The organism is Arthrobacter gengyunqii (genome assembly GCF_023022985.1).
GTDB lineage: Bacteria > Actinomycetota > Actinomycetes > Actinomycetales > Micrococcaceae > Arthrobacter_B > Arthrobacter_B gengyunqii.
In genome coordinates, this window is the sequence record NZ_CP095461.1 from 1,417,495 (window position 1) to 1,438,663 (window position 21,169).

The following is a 21,169-nucleotide window of genomic DNA, read 5'->3' on the forward strand; positions in this document are numbered from 1 at the left end:
TCCTACGTGTGCCAAAGGGCAGGGACCGGATCGACACCGATCCGGTCCCTGCCCTTCGTGTGGTGTCAGGCCCGTTAGCTGAAGGACTGGCGGTGAGCCAGCACCGACGCAACGTAGCCGCGCGTGTCCTCGAACATGCCCTGGGTCGTGACCGAGTACTGACCCTGGTAGTAGGAAGCCACAGCAGTTTCCAGGCTGTCGCTGGTGAGCATCAGGGAGCGGATGATCGCCACGCCTGCGGTGGCGTTGTCATAGGGATCCAGCAGGTTGAGCTGGCGGCCCACCAAATCTGAGGCCCAGTCTCCGGAGCTGGGAATGACCTGCATGGCGCCGATGGCGTTGGCGGGGGAAACTGCCCGCTGGTCAAAGCCGGACTCCTGGAAGGAGAACGCCATGGCCAGGGCCGGATCCACGCCCATCTGCACGGCGGTCTGCGACACAATCTGCTGCATCTCCGCCCGGCTGGGCACCGCCGTGTTGTTGAGCGCGTGCTTGTTCGCATTGGCGTCAGCGACCACGTGGTCCGGATAGGTGTAATGCAGGAAGGTGCTGGGCACCAGGTCAGTGGGGGCTGCTTCCGCCGGTGCAGCGGACAGGGTGGTCACGCTGCCCCCGCCGGAAAGGACGACGACGTCGCCCGGGAAGAGGACGGTGGTGTCATCCATGCCGTTGGCTGCCATGAGGTCGGCCAGGCCCAGATTGTGGCGGGCAGCGATTCCGGTCAGGGTGTCGCCGGCTTCGACCGTGTGGGTTGCGGCAGCCGCGGGTTCAGCGGCGGGGGCCACCGAAGGAGCCGTGCCGCCGGAGAGGGAAATTTCCTGTCCGGGGTGGATCACCGAGGTCAGGGTCAGGCCGTTGGCGGCCAGGACGGCATCCAGGCTGACGCCGTGGGCGGCAGCAACGGCGCTGAGGGTGTCCCCGGACTTTACCGTGTATACGGCGGCGGCGGATGCGGAGGGAGCGGCTGTCGTCCCGGATCCCGGGAGGCGCAGTTCTTCACCGGCAAAGATCAGCGAGCTGCTTTGCAGGTTGTTGACCCGCAGGACTTCCTCCAGCGACAGGCCGTAGCGGGCCGCAATGGAACTTACGGTGTCTCCGGCTTCGATCCGGTGGGTCGCCGGGACGCTGGATTCAGCGGGGATGGTGAAGGGAATCTGCGTGGCGAGCTGCGACGGGGCAACAAGCCCGGCCGTGTTGCCGGCGGTCAGGTTCTTAATGGCCTGAAGCGGCAGCTGCGGGAAAAGGGCGGCGTCCGGAGCGGCGGGAACTGCCTGGGCCGGTTCAGCAAGTGCGAGTGCTGACATCATGACCGCGGGAATGGCGGCGGTGGTCACGGCAACACTGAGTTTGCGGGGCATTCCCCTGGAGATGGACCGGGGGGAATTGCTTCCCTGAATCGACTGTGCAGTCATAAAGGGCTGTTTCCTCATCTGTAAACGGCGCGGCCTTTACCGCAACTCGGGAAGGCCACTGCCGGGCAGTGGTGCGAGTGTGACAGAAGTGATTTCTGTGACCTAAGCGAATTTACACTACAGAGGCTCAGAGGAGTACCCGAGTAGGGACTGGGCATGGATTTCAGTTGTGCAACGTGTTCCAACTGGCCCGGGGGAGGGTTCTCGTGGGAACCTATGGGGGTGACTGAACTCGAGGAACTTGTTTCCGATTGGCTGACCCTGCCCGACGTGGCTGAAAAACTGAACGTTTCCATTACCAAGGTGCACAGCATGCTCGAAGAGCGTGCGCTGGTGGCCGTGCGGCTTGGAGAGCGCAAAATCCGCAGTATTCCCGCCGCGTTCATTGTGGACGGCGCTGTGCTGGACAGCTTGAAGGGCACCATTTCCGTGCTCATCGATGCCGGGTACAACGACGTTGAAATGGTTCGCTGGCTCTTTACGGCGGATGACTCGCTGCCGGGCCGTCCGGTGGACGCCCTGCGCGAGGGACGGAAGACGGAAATCCGCCGCCGCGCCCAGGCTCTGGGCTGGTAACCCCCAACACGGATTAAACAACAGGCGGCGGCTCCCGATTGGATCGGGGGCCGCCGCCAATGTTAAGCCGGCCTTCCATCAGCCCGTCCTCACCGGGACAGACCTGGGCTCCTAGGCGGTGCGGGTCACCGCAGCGTGTGCCAGTGAGCGCAGGGCGGCGCGGGTGACATCATCGACGGGCATCTGATCGAGTGCGTCGAATGCAGCGTGGGTGTGGCCCTCAATGAGGGTCTCGGTGGCGGCCAGCGCCCCGGAATCCTCCATGAGGGTGCGCAGCCGGGCCACGCCGTCGTCGTCCAGGTCTTCCCTGCCCAGGCCTGCGGCAATGGCCTCCTGGGCCGAAGGGCCGCCGAGGGCGAGAGCGTAGGCGACCAGGACGGTGCGCTTGCCTTCCCGCAGGTCGTCGCCGGCAGGCTTGCCCGTTTGTGCCGGGTCGCCAAAGACGCCGAGGACGTCATCGCGCAGCTGGAACGCTTCGCCCAGCGGCAGCGCGAACCGCGAATACCAGTCCAGCAGCTCCGCTGACGCCCCGGCCAGGGCGCCGCCCAGTGTCAGGGGATGTTCCGTGGTGTACTTGGCGGATTTGTAGCGCAGAATGTTCCTGGCCCGGACGACGGCGCGCTCGGGCTCGTGCGTGGGGCCCACAACTTCCTCGAGGATATCCAGGTACTGTCCTGCCATCACCTCGGTGCGCATCCGGTTGAAGATGCGCCGTGCAGGCGTCCCGTGAGCTGCCTGGGCGCCCACCGCTGCGAACATCTCCTCGCTCAGCGACAAGCACAGGTCGCCGGCCAGAATGGCGGCCGATGAGCCAAAATGCGTTCCGTCCAGGTGCCAGGATGCATCGCTGTGGGCCGTGCTGAACCGGCGGTGGACGCTGGGGCCGCCCCGGCGGGTGTCGGAACGGTCGATAATGTCATCGTGAATGAGGGCGGCACTCTGGAACAGCTCCAGCGCGACGCCGGACCGCACCGCCGGCAGACCCAGTTCGGTTCCGCCGGCCCCGCGCCAGCCCCAGTAATTCAGGAGCGCACGCAGGCGCTTGCCGCCCTGGGCGAGAGCCGACACGGCATCCAGCAGCGGAAGCGATTCCATGGACACGTCTTGGAGCACGGCCTGCTGTTCGGAAAGGAACGCGTCCAGTTCCGCACCGAGGTGTTCACGGTACGAGGACTGCTCCCGGGCTGCGTCGGCCTCGGCGGAGGGAAGGGCTGTTGGCATGGCCGGGCCTACTTGGCTGACTCGGGGAGCGTGTTGATGCTCGCCGTGTAGAAGAAACTTCCGTCACGGGACACGACGGTCACGTTGGCCGTGTCATCACCGCCGGAACGGACAAACTGCTGCACGGTGGCCGGGTCCTGCACCTCCGGATCGGCGGGCGTGAAGCCCTGCGCGGAGAACGTCTTGGCATAGAAGGCCAGGATCTCTTCGGCGGAGGAATCTGTCTTGCCGCTCAACGACGCGGTGAACAGAGTGCTGGTTTCCTCGAAACTGGTGGTCAGCGCCGTTGATCCCGGCAGCAGGGGAATCAGATCCGTGGGAAAGCCCTCGGCGATGGCCCCGGAGGTGGAGGTTGCTGACGGGGTGGCAGTGCTGCCGGATGACTCCGTGGCCCCGGCGGAGGCAGACGGGCCGGTGGAGGAGGGGGAGGAGGACGCTGATCCGCTTGCCGAAGGCGAAGAAGCTCCGGCCGACGCCGAGGCCGAGGCCGAGGGCGTACCGGATCCGGCGTCTGAAGTTTCGGAGTCCGAGGTGCAGCCTGCAGAGGTGAGGAGCAGGGCAGCGGCGGCAAGGGCAGTCATGAGCTTTTTCATGGGTATCCGCATCTGGTGGGGGGTCAGGATCTGGTCCCCAGTCTAGGCGAAGCACAAACGTCGGACCCGTTGTCTACCATGAAGGAGTGAGCAATGGCCCCAGCGAAAACCGCGACTGCACCATCATGCACGTGGACATGGATGCCTTCTATGTCTCGGTGGAATTGCTCAAGCGCCCCGAGCTGGCGGGCCGCCCCATCATCGTGGGCGGGCTCGGCGGCAGATCAGTGGTCCTTTCAGCCTCCTACGAAGCACGGCGGTACGGTGTCCATTCCGCCATGCCCATGTCCGTGGCCTACCGGCAGTGCCCGCAGGCCGTCATCTTGGAGCCGCACCAGGAGGACTACCGCGAGGTGTCCGGCCGTCTCATGGCCATCTTTGAATCCATCACTCCGCTGGTGGAACCCCTGAGCGTCGATGAAGCCTTTCTTGACATCGCCGGAGCCATGCGCCTGCTCGGGCCGCCGCGGGTCATCGGGGAACTGATCCGGAAGCGGGTGGCCGCCGAACTCGGCATTACCGCCAGCGTGGGGATAGCAGCCACAAAGTTCGTGGCAAAGATTGCTTCCACCCGCTCCAAGCCGAACGGGCTGCTCCTGATTCCCCGGAATGAAACCGTGGCCTATCTCCACACCCTGGACGTTTCGGCCCTGTGGGGTGTCGGCGCCAAGACCCGGGAGTCCTTGGCGCGGGTGGGCATCTCCACCGTGGAAGACGTGGCCCGGACACCGGTCAGCGTCCTCAAGCGGCTGTTGGGCGCCACAGGTGAACATGTCTACGAACTGGCGTGGGGAAGGGATCCGCGGAGCGTCACGCCCGTGCGCCGGGAAAAGAGCATCGGAGCGGAAGAGACTTTCGCCCGGGACGTGTCCGACGACGAGACGCTGCATACGGAGCTGCTCAGGCTGGCGCACAAGACGGCCGGCCGGTTGCGTGCCGCCGGGCTGCAGTGCCGTGCCGTGTCCCTCAAGCTGCGCTATGCGGACTTCTCCACGCTGACAAGGACCCGGACCCTGCGGGAGCCGGTGGACAGCGCCCAGTTGATTTATGAAGAATCGAGGGCGCTGCTGACCGCTTTGGGGCCGCGCCGCATGAGCGTGCGCCTGATTGGCCTGAGGACCGAGCGGCTGGAGCCGGCCGAGGGTGCGGCGGTTCAACTGACGCTGGACGGCCGCGACGACAACTGGAGGTCCGCGGAAGACGCCCTGGACAAGATCAACGCGCGGTTTGGTGAGCTCGGCGTCATGCCGGCACGGCTTCTGGATCCTGCGCGAAGGGGTCGTCCGGGGCGGGCATCGGGCCAGATGGTGCCGCCGTCGGAGGAAAGCGGCTAAGCCCTCGGCGGAATGGATCGCGGCAGCGTCCCCACCGCTTTCCCCGGACCAGATTGCCACCTATCCTAGAACTTAAGCACAACACGCGTTCTGCCCGGATTGTCGGTCCAGGTGAGTTCCCCGGGATTGCCGGGAGATCACCTCCCAGGTCTCCGGGACAGCCGGGGGCGGGAACCGTCCCGGCCCGGGGATCGTTGGTTGCTTGACATGGGAATTTCGGACCGCAAGGAGGCAGTAATGGCACTCTCGGAACACGAGCAGCGCTTGCTGGACCAGTTGGAGCAGCAATTACACGCCGAGGACCCCAAATTTGCCAATTCCATGGCGACTCCGGCCGCCACGGGCATTTCGACCAGGCGGATCGTGCTTGGCGCTCTGGTTGCCGTGGCCGGAATCGGACTGCTGTTGGGAGGCGTTGCCCTTGCCTCTGACACGCCATTCAGCCTTGTACTGGGCATACTGGGATTCCTGGTCATGGGTGCAGGCGTTTACTACGCGACGACGCGCGGGAAACGGGGTTCGCAGTCCCATACGCCGGCACGCAAGAACGAGCGTGAAGCGAGTGCGCCGAAGAACTTTATGAGCAACCTGGAAAACAAGTGGGATGAGCGCAAGCGCGACCAATAACCGGCGGGGCCGGGAGGAATCTGCTCCACTTCCCTCCCTCGCCCGCTGAATTCCCCGAAAAGACCCGCAGTTGCGGGTCTTTTCGTGGTTAAGGGGCCAAAATTCGCTGCCGCAAACCCGTTCCGGGGCTCAGGGCCCTCCACCGGTCCACTTCCGCATCAGAACGCGGCAGGGAAAGGTCCGACGCGCCGAAAACCAAAGGGCCCGGACGTTGACTGTGGAGTGAAGTGGAGTAAAGTGGAGGCCATAAGAGCGTAGGGGCAGCATCGTAGGTATTGCAGGAGGAACTTCTCCCAATTGGACAGGTGGTGACTGATGTTCCTCGGAACGCATTCACCTCGCCTCGATGAAAAGGGACGCCTCATTCTGCCTGCGAAATTCCGCGAGGAACTGGCCGGGGGATTGGTGCTGACCCGGGGGCAGGAACGCTGCATTTACGTTTTTAGCCAGAAAGAGTTTGAACGGGTGCATGAGCAGATGCGGGAAGCTCCGCTTTCTTCACGCCAGGCACGTGACTACATTCGGGTTTTCCTCTCGGGAGCCTCAGATGAAGTCCCGGACAAGCAGGGCCGGATCACCATTCCGCCGGCGCTGCGGGCCTACGCCGGACTCGGCCGTGAATTGGCCGTGATCGGAGCAGGGACCAGGGCTGAAATCTGGGACGCAACCGCGTGGCAGACCTACCTCGAAGAGCAGGAGACGGCGTTCTCGGAAACTGACGAGGACACCATCCCCGGAATCTTCTAGACCGCCTGCACGGTCAACAGCACAACCGCGCAATCAGCACAGATCAGCAAATATCACCAAGTCAACCAACCACCACGCAGGGACCGGCAACAGCGGTTTCTTGCATGAGATCTCCAGCCGCCCCGCAAGGCCGGCACCTGACTCACTTCCCCGGAGCCAGGCGTCGCAGCGTGAGGCGCGGATGGGGGTCTGATTCAAGAACTACGCCGCCGTCCCAGACGCGGAAGGACAGCAGATGAGCGAAGAACGCCCTACCGAGGAACGGCACGTTCCGGTGCTGCGTGACCGCTGCATTAATTTGCTGGCACCGGCCATCGAAAGGGCGGTGGAGGACCACGGCAGCGCAGTGGTGGTGGATGCCACCCTGGGCATGGGCGGGCACACCGAGGCCATGCTGGAGCGGTTCCCGCAGCTGCACGTCATTGGCATTGACCGTGACCAGCAGGCGCTGGCCCTGGCCGGCGAACGCCTGGCACCTTTCTCGGACCGCACTGACTTGGTGCACGCGGTGTACGACGAAATCGCCGACGTCGTCCGGGACCTCGGTTTTGACGGGATCGACGGAGCGCTCTTCGACCTGGGCGTTTCGTCGCTGCAGCTCGATGAACGGGACCGGGGATTCGCCTACTCCTATGACGCACCGCTGGACATGCGGATGGACACCAGCCGCGGGCGCACCGCGGCTGACATCGTTAACAGCTACGGCGAAGCGGATTTGGTCTCCATCATCCGCAAGTGGGGTGAAGAGAAGTTTGCCGGCCGGATTGCCTCGGCGATTGTTTCCACGCGGGCAGTCAAACCTTTCACCACCACCGGAGAACTCGTTGACGCCATCCGCACCGTGGTGCCGGCCGGTGCATCACGTACCGGGGGGCACCCCGCCAAGCGAACCTTCCAGGCGCTGCGGATTGAAGTCAATGAAGAGCTCGACGTCCTGGAACGTGCCATTCCCGCCTCACTGTCGGTGCTGAATCTTGGCGGCCGGGTGGTTGTCATGTCCTACCACTCGCTGGAAGACAAGATCGTGAAGGGCGTGTTCGCTGCCGGTTCCCGATCCTCTGCCCCCAAGGGATTCCCGGTGGAGCTGGAACAGCACAAGGCACAGCTGAAGCGGCTGACCAAGGGAACGGAAGTTCCCACCGAAGAAGAAATTGCCGAGAATCCCCGTGCTGCCTCCGCGAAACTGCGGGCCGTGGAACGGATCCGCATCGCAACTGACGGGGCAGGTTCATGACACAGGTACAGACCCGGCCACACGCCGGGACCAGCACACACCGGCGTGTGACGCACGGCAACACCGCGCGGGCCCTGGATTGGAACCCGGCTCCGGCAAACCCGGCGTCTTCCGGTGCGTCCTCCGTCATGCCGGAACCGCGCAGGCGGACCCCGCTGTCAGTGGTGCCCGCAGCGAAGCGGCGCCGCCGCGCTCCGCTGGTCATTTTTTGTTTCATCGCCCTCATCATGGGGCTGGGAGCTGTCCTGCTGCTGAATATTTCCGTTTCGAGCGGACAGTACCAACTGGTCCAGCTGCAAAACGAGCGGACGGAACTGGCGCAGCGCAACGAAGCCCTGACGCAGCAGCTGGAGAACCATCAGGCCCCCCAGGTGCTGGCCGCCGAGGCCGCCGAGTTGGGCATGGTGACGTCGTCGACCTTCGGAAGCATTGACCTGCAGACCCTGGCCGTGACGGGTGACCCCGTTCCGGCTGAAGAAGTCGAAGGCGCGCCGGCCCTTATTCCGGCTCCCAATGTATTGACCCAACCGATCGCTCCCGCCGCTGCGGCAGCTGAACCGGAGCCGTCGTCAGGGTCTGCAAGGGCGGGGGAAGCGCGTGAAGCGGAGGCGGCCGAAACGGCTGGGGCCGGCGGAGCCGCCGAAGCGGAACAGGCTCCGGCAGTACAGGAAGCGGATCTGAACGGCGGGACCATTCCGGCTCCGGTCCAGAGAAGCGGACAATAAGTTTTACTAGGCAGTGACGAGGATACGTTGTGGCAAAAGTGCAGGGCTCCGGCAGGGGCAACCACAGAGTAGCCGTCGTTACAGGCAGGCTCAGGACCGGGTTGATCCTGGCCCTGGTCCTGCTGACCGTGCTGGGTGTGCGGCTGTTCCAGGTGCAGGCGCTCGATCCTGAAGGAATGGCGGAAACTGCTGTCGCGGAGCGGCTGCAGACCAGGGCGGTGCCGCCGCTGCGCGGCAGCATCCTCGACTCCGAGGGCAACTACCTGGCCCGCAGCGTGGAGCGTTTCGATATTGTGGTCGACCAGACCCTGTCCCACCCCTATGTGGAGGACCGGGAATACAGCCGCAGCACTGCGGAGGGACAGGAGGTTGTCTCCTTCGACCAGGCCTTCGAGGAACTGTCGGAGATTCTGGGCCAGGATACCGACACGCTGCGGGGTTCCGTCCTTGGGGACGCCAGCTTCAAGTTCGTCGCCAAGACCGTGACACCGGAGATCAAGGACAAGGTCCTGGCCGTCAAGTTCCCCGGCATCTACGCGGACCGCACCACGCTGCGCACCTACCCCTCCGGCTCGGTGGCAGGCTCCATTATTGGTTTCCTGGGTACCGACGGGCCGCAGGAAGGCCTCGAGCTGACGCAGGATGACGTGCTGGCCGGTGAAGCCGGCAGCAGGACGTACGAAATCGGCGGCGACGGCATCCGCATCCCCTACGCCACCAATGAAGACGTTCCGGTGCGGGACGGAGACTCGGTCAAGCTCAGCATCGACCAGGACCTGCAGTGGTTCGCCCAGCAGACCATTGCCAGCCAGGTCCAGGAGTACAACGCCGACTGGGGCAACGTGGTGGTGGTGGAAGCCAAGACCGGCCGCATCATCACCATGGCGGAATCCACCACCGTGGACCCGAACGACCCGGGCCTGACCCCGGCGGAGTCCCGGCAGCCGCTGTCCGTCACCGTCCCCTTCGAACCAGGCTCCACCACCAAGGTCATCACCATGGCGGCGGCCCTGGAGCAGGGGATCATCGATCCGCTGTCCCAGTTCGAGATCCCGTCCACCTACACGGTTGACGGGCAAACCTTCAAGGATGCTTTCGACCACGGCACGGTGCACATGACGGCAGCCGGCATCCTGACCAAATCCATGAACACGGGCACGGTCATGATCGGGCAGCAGCTCACCAAGCAGGAACGCTATGACTGGCTGAAGAAGTTCGGCATCGGGGAGCCCCTGAACGTGGGCCTCAACGGGGAAACGGTGGGGCTGCTGGCGAAGCCGGAAGAATGGGACGGCCGGCAGCAGTACACCGTGCTCTTTGGACAGGGCCTCGCCCAGACGGCGCTGCACACGGCCATGGTGTACCAAACGATCGCGAACGACGGCGTCCGGCTGGCTCCGAGCCTGATTGACAGCTACATCGGTGCAGACGGTACTGAAACTGCCGCTGAAAAGACAGATCCCACCCGGGTGGTGTCGGAGGAAACCGCCCGTGAAGTCCAACACATGCTGGAGACAGTGACAGCGGAAGGATCCGGTAAGGGAGGCGCGCTGGACCAGTACCGGGTGGGGTCCAAGACCGGTACGGCCGAGGCCCCCGGAGCCAACGGCGGATATGACGGGTACACACTCTCCTATGCTGGTATTGCACCCATGGACGATCCCCAGTACGTGGTGGTGGTGACGCTGCAGCGGCCCGAAGGCTCTCTGCAGGTCCTGGACCCGGGCAAGACCTTCAAGAAGGTCATGCAGCAGGTCCTGACCACCCGCAACGTGGCGCCGTCCTCCTCGGAGCCGGAGCTCTACCCCGTGGAGTACTGATCCATCGCCCCCGGGGCGCCGGCCCCCGCCGGCATCCGCAACCCAGCCTTCCGGGCTGACCATCTTGAAGTACCTCGTCAATTTTCTGGAGCAATGCAGTGCCAACAAACGATCCACGCAATCCGCAGCAGCCGGGGAGCGGAATGCGGCCGTCATTCATTGAGCCGGTGTCGCTGCGGAGCGCCGCCGACTCACTGGCAGCCGCCGGGCTGCCGGGTATTGAACCCGCCCGGGCGGCCGATGCGGGTGCGGACATCATGCTGACCGGACTCACCATCAATTCCCGCGAGGTCCAGCCGGGGGATCTGTACGTGGCGCTGCCGGGCGCACGCCACCACGGTGCCCGCTTCGCCGCTTCGGCGGCTGCCGCCGGCGCCGCGGCAGTGTTGACCGATCCGGAAGGCGGGCGCCTGCTGGGGGAGCTGCCGGTGCCGGTCTACCTCACCGATGAGCCCCGCAGGCTGGTGGGTCCGCTGGCGGCTGCAGTTTTCGGCAGCAGGCCGCAGGACGGCAGTGCGCCCACCCTGTACGGCGTGACGGGCACCAACGGCAAGACCACCACCACGTACTTCATCAATTCGGTCCTGGCCGCCCTGGGCAAGAGCACCGGGCTCATCGGAACGATCGAGATCCTTGCCGGCGGCATGCCCATCGCCAGCACCCTCACCACACCGGAATCGCCTCAGGTGCATGGTCTGCTGGCCCTGATGCGGGAAAAGGGACTGGACGCGGCGGCCATGGAGGTTTCGTCCCACGCCCTCTCGTACCGGCGCGTTGACGGCGTCGTCTTCGATGTTGCCGGCTTCACGAACCTCACCCAGGACCACCTGGACCTGCACGGTTCCATGGATGAGTACTTCGCGGCCAAGGCCGTCCTCTTCACACCGGAGCGCGCCAAGCGGGCCGTCATCTGCGTCGACGATGAGTGGGGCGTGCGGATGGCAGCAGCAGCTGCCCCGGTCCCCGTCTGGACGCTTGCCACGCACGACGGCGACGCCGCCGCTGACTGGCGCGTCACCGACGTCGTCCGGGCCGGCCTGGGTCACCGTTTTGTTCTCCGCGGCCCCGGCGGTGCAGTGCTCCGCACGGGCACCGGCCTCCCGGGCACCTTCAACGTCTCCAACGCTGCGCTGGCGGCCGTTATGGTCCTGGCCTCGGGCGTGGACGCCGGCGAACTCCAGGAGGCACTGGACCGCTGGGATCCCTTTACCGTCGAAGTTCCCGGACGGATGCAGCTGGTCGGCACGGCCCCGGCGGCGATTGTCGACTTTGCCCACAATCCGGACGCCCTGGCCCGAACCCTGGAATCAGTGCGCCGCGATGCACCTGACAGTGCCGCGGGAACCTCCGCCGGCGGGACCGGTGCCGGTACCGCAGCCAAGCCGCGCGTCATCGTGGTTTTCGGAGCCACCGGTGAGCGTGACCAGACAAAGCGCCCCCTGATGGGAGCCATTGCCGCACGCCTCGCGGACGTGGTGATCATCACCGACGATGACCCCCACGACGAGGACGAAGCAGCAATCCGAGCCGACGTCCTGGCCGGTGCCCGCACCGCGCGCGCGGAGGAGGGCTTGTCCTGCGAAATCAGAGAAGCGGCCCCCCGGGCAGCGGCCATTGACCTCGCCGTTGCCCTGGCCCGCCCGCAGGACACGGTGCTTGTTGCCGGGCGGGGACATGAAGTGTTCCAAGAAGTTAAAGGAGTGAATTTGGCCCTCGACGACCGCGTTGAGCTACGGCAGGCTTTGACACGGCACGGATTCCATGTGCTGTCCGGCAACGGGGTAGAGTCCTAAAACGTCATGATTGAACTTAGCGCAGCAGACATAGCGGCAATTACGGGCGGCGAACTGATCGGTGGAGCCGCACAGGCAGCCGGGACGATCGTGAACTCGGCCACAACCGATTCCCGGGAAGCATCTCCCGGGTCCCTCTTCATCGCCAAACCCGGCGAACACTCCGACGGCCACCTCTTCGTGGAAGCCGCCTTTGAGCGCGGCGCCGTCCTGGCCCTGGTGGAACGCCCGGTCCCGGATGCCTCCGGAGCCGTGCACCCGGCAGTCCTGGTGCCGGACGTTGTCCTGGCCATGGGCACCCTTGCGGCGGAGATCGTCCGCCGGCTGCGGGCCTCCTCGCCGTTGACGGTCATCGGAATCACGGGTTCGGCCGGTAAAACCACCACCAAGGACCTGCTGGCCGGGATCCTTCGGGCCGAAGGTGAAACGGTGGCTCCCGTGGGCTCCTACAACGGAGAGGTGGGTGTTCCGCTGACCATTTTCGGCGCGGACTACGGCACCCGCTACCTCGTCATGGAGATGGGTGCGACCGGCATCGGCCACATCGAATACCTGGCCTCCATGGTGAAGCCGGACATCGGCGTCGTCCTGTGCGTGGGAACAGCCCACGCCGGTGAATTCGGCGGCGTGGACAACATTGCCCGCGCCAAGGGCGAAATGGTGGAGGCCCTGGCACCCGGCGGAACAGCGGTCCTGAACGCCGACGATATTCGTGTGGCCGCCATGGCTGAACGTGCCGGCGCCGGCGTGGAGCTGCTGTATTTCACCTCCTCCCCGGAAGAAGCCCACGGCGCCAAATCGTCCGTCCGGGCACTGGACGCCCGGACCGATGAACAGGGCCGGCCCGTCTTTACCCTCCGTTTCCCCGACGGAAGCGAGTATCCGGTGGAATCCGGCCTGATTGGTGCGCACCACACGGCGAATCTGCTGGCCGCCGCAGCTGCCGCTTTTGCGGCCGGAATCCCGGCCGAGCGGATCGCCGCCGGACTGTCCGGCCAGAAAGCTGCCAGCCGCTGGCGCATGGAACGCACCGACCGCCCGGACGGCGTGACCGTCATCAACGATGCCTACAACGCCAACCCGGAATCCATGCGGGCAGCCCTTCGCACCCTGGCCGAACTGGGCCAGGGACGGCGCACCTGGGCCGTGCTGGGCGAAATGCTTGAGCTGGGCGACTCTTCCGTGACTGAACATGACGCGATCGGCCGCTACGTGGTCCGCCTGAACATCTCCCAGCTCATCGTGGTGGGCACCGGAGCCCGGGCTATGCACACCGGTGCGGTCATGGAAGGCTCGTGGGGTGACGAGTCCGTTTTCGTGGAAACCCCCGAAGACGCCGAACGCATCCTGGAGTCCTCGCTGGAACCCGGAGACCTGGTCCTTTTCAAATCCTCAAACGGTGCAGCCCTGCGCCACCTCGGTGATCGGATAGCTTTGAACGCCCCCTCCCCATCCACCGTCCTGCCGCCGGCGACCGCGCCGCAGCACACCAGCCCGGATCTCGCCGGGGAAGCCGGAGGCGTCCAGTAGTGGTTTCCCTGCTTATCGGGTCTTCACTGGCTCTGATCCTGGCCTTTGCCGGCACGCCCCTGTTTATCCGCTTCCTCGTCAAAAAGAGCTACGGCCAGTTTGTCCGGGATGACGGACCGACGTCGCACCACACCAAGCGCGGAACGCCCACCATGGGCGGAGCCGTCATTGTGGCCTCGGTGGTGGCGTCCTACTTCATTACGCACCTCATCAGCTATGCCATAAATCCAACCAGTTTCGGGCCGTCCGCTTCCGGACTGCTGGTCCTGTTCCTGATGGTCGGCATGGGGCTCGTGGGTTTCATTGACGATTACACCAAGATCTCCCGCCAGCGCAGCCTGGGGCTCAACGCCAAAGCGAAGATCATCCTCCAAACACTGGTGGGCGTCACTTTCGCCATCCTGGCCCTGAACTTCCCCAACGGCCAGGGGCGGACACCGGCATCCACGGAAATCTCCTTCGTCCGCGACACCGGCATCGACCTGGCGTTCGCAGGCACCCTGATCGGCGCCATCCTCTTCATCCTCTGGGCCAACCTGATCATCACGGGAACAACCAACGGGGTGAACCTGGCGGACGGCCTGGACGGGCTCGCCGCGGGCGCCTCCATCCTGGTGTTCGGCGCCTACTTCCTGATCGGGATCTGGCAGTCCAACCAGAGCTGCGGTGCGCCGCGCTCCGGCAGCGTCTGCTACGAAGTCCGCGACCCGATGGACCTGGCCCTGCTGGCCGGCGCCCTGGCCGGGGCGCTGGTGGGCTTCCTGTGGTGGAACACGTCCCCGGCAAAGATCTTCATGGGAGACACCGGATCCCTCGCCATCGGCGGCGCCATTGCCGCCTTCGCCATCCTCTCCCGCACCGAACTGCTCCTGGTCATCCTGGCCGGCCTCTTCGTGATCATCACGCTTTCCGTGATCATCCAGGTGGGGTACTTCAAGATCAGCGGCGGTAAACGCGTCTTCAAAATGGCGCCCCTGCAGCACCACTTTGAGCTCAAGGGCTGGGCCGAAGTCACCGTGGTGGTCCGCTTCTGGATCGTGGGCGGACTGTGCGTGGCCGTGGCCCTTGGCATCTTCTACGCGGAATGGGTGGTAGGAAATTGAGCGAAACAGCTGGCTCTGCGGCGGGAATGTCCCGGCTTGACGGACTGACCACGTGGGACGCCGATTGGCGCGGACTGCGCGTCGTCGTCACCGGCATCGGCCTTTCCGGGTTTTCAGCCGCCGACACCCTGATTGAACTGGGTGCGCGCGTGGTGGTGGTGGATGCCCGGGACACCGAGGAAAACCGCGCCAAGGCGGATACCCTCCGGATTGTCGGAGCAGCCGACGTCCTGCTGGGTGCCGAGCACGCCGAAGCACTTCCCGCCGTGGAGGGTGAGCCGGCTGAACTGGTGGTCACCTCGCCCGGCTTCAGCCCGTCGCACCCGTTGATGCGGATGGCAGCCGACGGCGGCATCCCGGTGTGGGGCGACGTCGAGCTGGCCTGGCGGGTCCGCATCCGCGAAGGCCGCAAGACCGCTGAATGGCTGACCATCACGGGCACCAACGGCAAGACCACCACGGTGTCGATGACCGAGAGCATGCTGCGCGCCGCCGGACTGCGGGCCATTGCCGCAGGCAACGTCGGAACCCCCATCCTGGACGCCATCCGGGATCCGCAGGGCTATGACGTCCTCGCCGTGGAGCTTTCCTCCTTCCAGCTGCACTGGTCCTCCTCGCTGTCGCCACTGGCCAGCGTGTGCCTGAACATTGCCGAAGACCACGTGGACTGGCACGGTTCCTACGAGGCGTACCGGGCAGACAAAGCCAAGATTTACGAGAACACGCGCGTTGCCTGCATCTACAACGCCGAGCAGGCTGAGACCGAGCACATGGTCGAAGAAGCCGACGTCGTCGAAGGCTGCCGTGCCGTCGGCTTCACCACCGGCATGCCGGCAGTGTCCATGGTGGGGATGGTGGAGAACCTGCTGGTGGACCGAGCCTTCATCGAACAGCGCAAGGATTCCGCGGCTGAACTCGCCTCCATGGCTGACCTGGGCGAGCACGCTCCCCGGCACATGGTGGCCAATGCACTGGCCGCCGCCGCCCTGGTCCGGGCTTACGGCGTCGAACCGGTGGCGGTGCGGGACGGACTGAGGGCGTATGCACCCGGAGACCACCGCATCCAGGCGGTTGCCCGCCTGAATGACATCTTCTGGATCAATGACTCGAAGGCCACCAACCCGCACGCGGCGTCGGCCTCCCTGTCGGCGTTCAGCTCGGTGGTGTGGATCGCCGGGGGACTCTCCAAGGGGGTCCACTACGAGGATCTGGTCCGGGACCATGCATCCCGGATCCGCTCAGTGGTCCTGATTGGTAAGGACTCCTCCGACCTTCGCACGGCTTTGGCGCGACACGCGCCCGGCGTCCGGGTGATTGATGCCGTTCCGCCGCACACTGGTGGAAAGCATGCCGCTGCCGCGGAGGTCAGCGGTGAGGACGTGATGGCCCTGGCTGTTGCGGCCGCAGCCGCCGAAGCCCGCCCGGGAGACACTGTCCTGATGGCGCCCGCAGCAGCGTCCATGGATCAGTTCGCGTCCTACGCGCACCGCGGAGACGCTTTCATCGAGGCCGTCCGCGGGTACGTGGAAGGACAGGCGCAGACTCCAAAGGAGCCCTAGATGGCCACTACGTCCTCAGGGAAGCCCCGCAAACCGGTGCTCCGGTCTTCGCGCCCGACAACCACAACAGCCTCCCCGGTCTCCACCGGTCCCGCATCACGGACCGGAAAGCCGGGCGGACCTGCTGCTCCGACTGCTCCTGCACGGAAGGCCTCCGGCCGGGGTACGCGGAAAGCGGCGGACCCGGAGAAAAAACCCTCCCTGCTGGAACGCGGCATCATCCTGCTCGAAGGCAGCCGCCGCAAGGCGACGGGATCCGCCTACTACACCATCCTCGGTGCCGCACTGGCCCTGACAGCCATCGGTCTGATGATGGTGCTTTCCGCCTCCTCCGTGGAATCCATTGCCGCTTCGGCCGGGGAATCCGTCGGCAGCACGTTCAGCTTCTTCATGAAGCAGGCTCTGTTTGCGGCACTGGGGATCGTGGCCATGCTGGGGCTTTCCCGTCTTGGCCCGCGGACGTACCGGAAACTGGCATGGCCGGCTCTGGTGGCGGCTTTCTTACTGCTGATCCTGGTGTTTATCCCCGGCATCGGCAAGGAGGTCAACGGCAACCGGAACTGGATTGAGCTGGGCCCGGTCGGCGGCCAGCCATCCGAAGCCGCCAAGCTGGCCATGGCCGTATGGTTCGCCTCCGTGCTGTCCACCAAGCAAAAACTGCTGGGCGAATGGAAGCACGCCATGGTTCCGGTGGTCTTTCCGGGCGGGGCCATCCTGATCGGGCTGGTCCTCATCGGCAAGGACCTCGGCACGGTCATCATCATGGCAATGATCATGATCGCGTCCCTGTTCTTTGCCGGAGCGCCGCTGCGGTTCCTTGCGGCAATGGTGGCGGCGGGAGGCGCCGGAGCCGTCCTGATGTCCCTGGTCAGCAGCAACCGCTCCAGCCGGATCAGTGCCTGGCTGGGACAGGACTGCGGTGCCGGGCTCTGCGACCAGGCCAATGCCGGCATGTATGCGCTGGCCTCGGGCGGCTGGTTTGGGGTGGGCATCGGCCAGAGCCGGCAGAAGTGGAGCTGGATCCCTGAAGCGCACAACGACTTTATCTTCGCGATCATCGGCGAGGAGTTCGGGCTGCTGGGCACGCTGCTGATCGTGCTGCTGTTCAGCGTCCTGGCGGTGGCCACCATCCGGATGACCATGCGGCACACGGATCCGTTTATCCGGATTATCTGCGGCTCCATCCTGGTCTGGATCATCGGCCAGGCGTTTGTGAATATTGCCATGGTGACCGGACTGCTGCCCGTGATTGGTGTGCCCCTGCCCTTCATCTCCTACGGCGGTTCATCCCTGACCTTCACCCTGGCCGCTGTGGGGGTCCTGCTCTCCTTCGCCCGTAAAATTCCAGAACAAAAACTTTCCGAAAGTGAACCATCAGCTCCATGACGCAACGTCCCCTTTCCCTCGTCCTCGCCGGAGGCGGCACCGCCGGGCACATCAGCCCGCTGCTTGCGGTGGCCCGCGCTGTGCGGGAGTCCGCACCCGAGTCCCGCATCAAGGTTGTGGGCACGGCTGCCGGAATGGAAACCCGGCTGGTTCCGGCCGCCGGATTTGAACTGGCCGTCATCGACCGCGTGCCCATGCCACGGAAGCCGGGAAGCGACCTGGTTCGGTTGCCCGGGCGGCTCCTGCATGCCGTCCGCCAGGCCGGCGCGATCCTCGACGAGGCCGAGGCCGACGTCGTGGTGGGCGTGGGAGGATACGTTTCCACTCCGGTGTACCTCGCCGCCCGCCGGCGGAAGCTGCCGATCATCGTGCACGAGGCCAATGCCCGCCCCGGGCTGGCCAACCGCGTGGGAGCCCGGTTTGCCGACGTCGTGGGCACGGCCTTCGCCGAAACGAAGCTGCCCGGTGCGCAGCTGGTGGGCATGCCCATGCGCCGCGAGATTTCCGGACTGGACCGGCGCCGGGAGCGCGACGGCGCACGCGCCGCCCTGGGCCTGTCTCCGGACCGTCCCACCCTGGTGGTCACCGGCGGCTCGTCCGGAGCGGCCAGCATCAACCGTGCGGTGGAAGCGGCACTTCCTGCCCTCGCCGAGGCGGGCGTCCAGACCCTGCACATCACCGGACGGGGCAAGGAGCTGCTGACGTCAAAGGGCGCGCCCCTTGCTGCTCCGCTCTACCGGCAGGTCGAATATGTGGACGGGATGGAGCAGGCCTACGCAGCTGCGGATCTGCTGCTTGCACGCTCCGGCGCCGGCACCGTCTGTGAAATCAGCGCCGTTGGCCTGCCGGCCGTCCTGGTGCCGCTGCCGCACGGCAACGGCGAACAGGCGCTGAATGCCGCCGGGCTGGTGGCTGCCGGGGGAGCGCTGGTTGTTTTGGATTCACTCTTCACAGCGCAGTGGATATCGGACAGGCTGATACCTTTGCTGGCCGATCCCGCGGCCCTGGATGCCATGTCGGCCGCTTCGTCAGCGCAGGGCATCCGTGACGCGGACCGCCGGATGGCGGAATTTATCCTCGACGCAAAGGTAAGGTCACGCGCATGAGCACCCTGAATCTTTCGGACCTCGGCCGGGTGCACTTCATTGGGCTGGGGGGCGCCGGCATGTCCGCCGTGGCCCGGGTAATGATCGGGCGAGGCGTCAAAGTGTCCGGCTCGGATTCCCGTGACTCGGCCGGCCTGCGTGCCTTGGAGACCCTCGGCGCCACAGTGTTCGTGGGCCAAAAAGCCGCCAACGTGCGGGACGTGGACACTGTGGTGGTTTCCACGGCAATCCGACCCGCCAACCCTGAACTCGCCGCGGCCAGGAACATGGGCCTGCGGGTTATCCACCGGTCCGAGGCGCTGGCAGCAGCCATGGGCACCCAGGACGTGGTGGCGGTCGCCGGAACCCACGGTAAAACCACCACCACTGCCATGGTGACCGTGCTGCTGCGTGAAGCCGGACTGGATCCCTCTTTCGCCATTGGCGGCGACGTGGCGGCACTGGGCGTGAATGCTGCCTTCGGCAGCGGCGACGTGTTTGTCGCTGAAGCCGACGAGTCCGACGGGTCTTTCCTGAACTACCTCCCGCAGATTTCCGTTATCACCAACGTTGAGGCCGATCACCTGGACCATTACGGCACCGAGGAAGCGGTCTTCGAATCCTTCGACCGGTTTGTCCGGCTGCTGCCGGCAGACGGCCTGCTGGTCGCCTGTGCCGACGATCCCGGCGCGGCTGACGTGGTGCGCCGCTCGGGTGTCGCACGGGTGCGCACCTACGGCTACAGCGAGACCGCCGACATCCGGATCACCGACACCCGTCCGCTGGCCAGCGGATCGGTGTCAGTGCTCCGCTTCAGCCTGGACGGGCTGGAATGCGAGCAGGAACTGCGGCTCCTGGTCCCCGGAGCACACAACATCCGCAACGCGGCTGCCGCCTTCACCGTGGGACTGGGACTGGGAGTGGATCCCGCCCTGGCCGCGGCCGGCCTGTCAGTGTTTTCCGGCGCCGCCCGCCGGTTTGAAGCCAAAGGCGCGGTCCGCGGCGTGCGGGTGTTCGATGACTACGCGCATCACCCCACTGAACTGGAGGCCGCGTTGGATGCGGCGCGCACCGTCGCCGGGGACCACCGCGTTCACGTACTGTTCCAGCCGCACCTGTTCAGCCGGACGCTGGCATTTGCCGGCGAATTCGCTGCCGCACTGGAACGTGCCGACAGTGCCACGGTGCTGGACATCTATGCCGCGCGGGAGGATCCCGTGCCCGGTGTCACCAGCGAGATCATTGCCTCCAAGGTGAACCGGCCCGGCGGTTATGCCCCCGACGCCGGCCGGGCCGTGCAGGATATCTGCCGGCGCGCCGCAGCCGGGGACATCATCCTGACGGTGGGAGCCGGGGACGTCACCCAATACGGCGCTGCCCTGGTGCAGGAACTGGCCCGGACGGACCATGAAGACGCCGAACCGGAGACGGCCGCGGCACAGCCGGTGCTGCGGAAGGGACTCCGTGGGTAGCAGAAAACCACGCCGTCCCGAGGTTGATCCCGGGCGCCAAGCGGGCCGGGGGCATGGCAGGGACAGCCGGCGCTCCTCCGGGCACGGCGACTTCATCCCCCGGAGCGGGAGGTCCCACCGGGGTGCCGGCGGACCGTCAGGTCCCGTTGATGCTGCCGGCGGCCGCAACCGGGGAGAACGGGACGCGGAGCTTGGCGACACGGTGACGGCCACGGTGCTGGCCTTTCCCGAACCGCCCGCCAGAAGGCGCCGGAGGTGGCTGATCATTTCCGCTGTGTCAGTTTTCGTGCTGCTCGGTGCGTTCCTCGCTTTTCTGTTTCTTTCCCCGGCGCTTGCGCTGAAGACGGTGACGGTCCAGGGCAACTCGCTGCTGCCCACCGAGCAGGTGCAGCGTGCCCTGCAGCCGCTCGTGGGCCGGCCGCTGACCACCATCGCCGATGACGACGTCGCCGGCCTCTTGGCAGACCGGCCGGAGGTGGCAGACGTCGACGTGGTGGCGCTGCCCCCGTCCGAGATCGTGGTGACCATAACGGAACGGGTGCCGGTGGCGGTCCTGCAGACCGGCGATGTCTTGTCTCTGATTGATCAGGATGGCCTGGTGATCGGCACGGCGGCGAACCAGGCCGAGGCGAGGCTCCCGCTGATTGACGGCGGCAGCGAGGCAGTGAACAGCGCGGTGTTCAGCACGGTGACCTCGGTCCTGTCGGTGCTGCCCGAAAACGTGCTCGCGCAGTTGGACCACGCCTCGGCGTCCTCCATCGATTCGGTGGAGCTCAAGCTCCTCAACGGGCAGACGGTATTCTGGGGGAGCGCCGAATCCAATGTGGCCAAGGCGCGTGCCTTGGAAGCACTGCTGCTGATGCCGCCCAAGGACCCGCCGATCGGCGTGTTTGACGTCAGCACGCCAACCGCGCCGGTGACACGGTGATATTTCCCTCCTCAGGGAAAGAAA

Annotated in this window: 18 protein-coding genes; 15 read left to right on the forward strand and 3 right to left on the reverse strand. The window is 65.6% G+C overall.

Going from position 1 to position 21,169, the window contains the following annotated elements; translation table 11 throughout:
* Nucleotides 1–74: 74 nt before the first annotated feature.
* Nucleotides 75–1,412 (reverse strand): LysM peptidoglycan-binding domain-containing protein, encoded by a 1,338-nt coding sequence (locus tag MUG94_RS06410; protein ID WP_227908939.1) that lies wholly within the window; start codon nt 1,410–1,412, stop codon nt 75–77.
* Nucleotides 1,413–1,628: 216 nt separating this feature from the next.
* Between MUG94_RS06410 and MUG94_RS06415 the strand changes: the two genes are divergently transcribed.
* Nucleotides 1,629–1,988, forward strand: coding sequence for an Rv2175c family DNA-binding protein (locus tag MUG94_RS06415; RefSeq protein WP_231715027.1), 360 nt, complete (start codon nt 1,629–1,631; stop codon nt 1,986–1,988).
* A gap of 111 nt (nt 1,989–2,099) precedes the next feature.
* On the opposite strand, the gene MUG94_RS06420 is transcribed toward MUG94_RS06415, so the two are convergent.
* Both MUG94_RS06420 and MUG94_RS06425 read right to left on the reverse strand, forming a co-directional pair.
* Nucleotides 2,100–3,209, reverse strand: a complete 1,110-nt coding sequence (locus MUG94_RS06420) for a polyprenyl synthetase family protein (RefSeq protein WP_227889349.1) — start codon at nt 3,207–3,209, stop codon at nt 2,100–2,102.
* A gap of 8 nt (nt 3,210–3,217) precedes the next feature.
* Entirely contained in the window at nt 3,218–3,790 is a 573-nt protein-coding gene (locus MUG94_RS06425) for a hypothetical protein (protein ID WP_227908937.1), read from the reverse strand.
* Between the two features lie 98 nt (nt 3,791–3,888).
* Here MUG94_RS06425 and dinB point away from each other — a divergent pair, with 98 nt between their 5' ends.
* The 14 genes from dinB (at nt 3,889) to MUG94_RS06495 (ending at nt 21,145) form a co-directional block, all read left to right on the forward strand.
* On the forward strand, nt 3,889–5,136 hold the full coding sequence (dinB, locus tag MUG94_RS06430) for a DNA polymerase IV (RefSeq protein WP_279324702.1): 1,248 nt from the start codon (nt 3,889–3,891) through the stop codon (nt 5,134–5,136).
* Nucleotides 5,137–5,373: 237 nt separating this feature from the next.
* Nucleotides 5,374–5,763, forward strand: a complete 390-nt coding sequence (locus tag MUG94_RS06435; RefSeq protein ID WP_227889351.1) for an SCO2097 family morphological protein — start codon at nt 5,374–5,376, stop codon at nt 5,761–5,763.
* A 315-nt stretch (nt 5,764–6,078) separates the two neighbouring features.
* Nucleotides 6,079–6,510, forward strand: coding sequence for a division/cell wall cluster transcriptional repressor MraZ (gene mraZ / locus MUG94_RS06440; RefSeq protein ID WP_104054701.1), 432 nt, complete (start codon nt 6,079–6,081; stop codon nt 6,508–6,510).
* 235 nt (nt 6,511–6,745) lie between these two features.
* Entirely contained in the window at nt 6,746–7,744 is a 999-nt protein-coding gene (rsmH, locus tag MUG94_RS06445) for a 16S rRNA (cytosine(1402)-N(4))-methyltransferase RsmH (RefSeq protein ID WP_227908935.1), read from the forward strand.
* 47 nt (nt 7,745–7,791) lie between these two features.
* A complete protein-coding gene (ftsL, locus tag MUG94_RS06450; RefSeq protein ID WP_227889353.1) occupies nt 7,792–8,469 on the forward strand; it encodes a cell division protein FtsL in 678 nt (225 codons plus the stop codon).
* 29 nt (nt 8,470–8,498) lie between these two features.
* The gene (locus MUG94_RS06455; protein WP_227908934.1) at nt 8,499–10,289 is read left to right on the forward strand and encodes a peptidoglycan D,D-transpeptidase FtsI family protein; all 1,791 of its coding nucleotides are present in this window, start codon (nt 8,499–8,501) and stop codon (nt 10,287–10,289) included.
* Between the two features lie 143 nt (nt 10,290–10,432).
* Nucleotides 10,433–12,082 carry a UDP-N-acetylmuramoyl-L-alanyl-D-glutamate--2,6-diaminopimelate ligase gene (locus tag MUG94_RS06460; RefSeq protein WP_227908931.1) on the forward strand — a complete coding sequence of 550 codons (1,650 nt, stop codon included), beginning with the start codon at nt 10,433–10,435 and terminating at the stop codon, nt 12,080–12,082.
* A 6-nt stretch (nt 12,083–12,088) separates the two neighbouring features.
* Nucleotides 12,089–13,612 carry a UDP-N-acetylmuramoyl-tripeptide--D-alanyl-D-alanine ligase gene (locus MUG94_RS06465; protein WP_227908930.1) on the forward strand — a complete coding sequence of 508 codons (1,524 nt, stop codon included), beginning with the start codon at nt 12,089–12,091 and terminating at the stop codon, nt 13,610–13,612.
* Nucleotides 13,612–14,715: a phospho-N-acetylmuramoyl-pentapeptide-transferase gene (mraY, locus tag MUG94_RS06470; RefSeq protein WP_227889357.1), complete on the forward strand. Its 1,104-nt coding sequence runs from the start codon at nt 13,612–13,614 to the stop codon at nt 14,713–14,715. The genes MUG94_RS06465 and mraY overlap by 1 nt, the downstream gene beginning before the upstream one ends.
* Nucleotides 14,697–16,274: a UDP-N-acetylmuramoyl-L-alanine--D-glutamate ligase gene (murD, locus tag MUG94_RS06475; RefSeq protein ID WP_227908929.1), complete on the forward strand. Its 1,578-nt coding sequence runs from the start codon at nt 14,697–14,699 to the stop codon at nt 16,272–16,274. Before mraY ends, murD begins: the two co-directional genes overlap by 19 nt.
* On the forward strand, nt 16,275–17,660 hold the full coding sequence (ftsW, locus tag MUG94_RS06480; RefSeq protein ID WP_227908927.1) for a putative lipid II flippase FtsW: 1,386 nt from the start codon (nt 16,275–16,277) through the stop codon (nt 17,658–17,660). It begins immediately after the preceding gene.
* Nucleotides 17,657–18,766, forward strand: coding sequence for an undecaprenyldiphospho-muramoylpentapeptide beta-N-acetylglucosaminyltransferase (gene murG / locus MUG94_RS06485; RefSeq protein ID WP_227908925.1), 1,110 nt, complete (start codon nt 17,657–17,659; stop codon nt 18,764–18,766). Before ftsW ends, murG begins: the two co-directional genes overlap by 4 nt.
* Nucleotides 18,763–20,217: a UDP-N-acetylmuramate--L-alanine ligase gene (gene murC, locus MUG94_RS06490; protein ID WP_227908923.1), complete on the forward strand. Its 1,455-nt coding sequence runs from the start codon at nt 18,763–18,765 to the stop codon at nt 20,215–20,217. Before murG ends, murC begins: the two co-directional genes overlap by 4 nt.
* Nucleotides 20,210–21,145 carry a cell division protein FtsQ/DivIB gene (locus MUG94_RS06495; RefSeq protein ID WP_227908920.1) on the forward strand — a complete coding sequence of 312 codons (936 nt, stop codon included), beginning with the start codon at nt 20,210–20,212 and terminating at the stop codon, nt 21,143–21,145. Before murC ends, MUG94_RS06495 begins: the two co-directional genes overlap by 8 nt.
* The last annotated feature ends 24 nt before the right edge of the window (nt 21,146–21,169 follow it).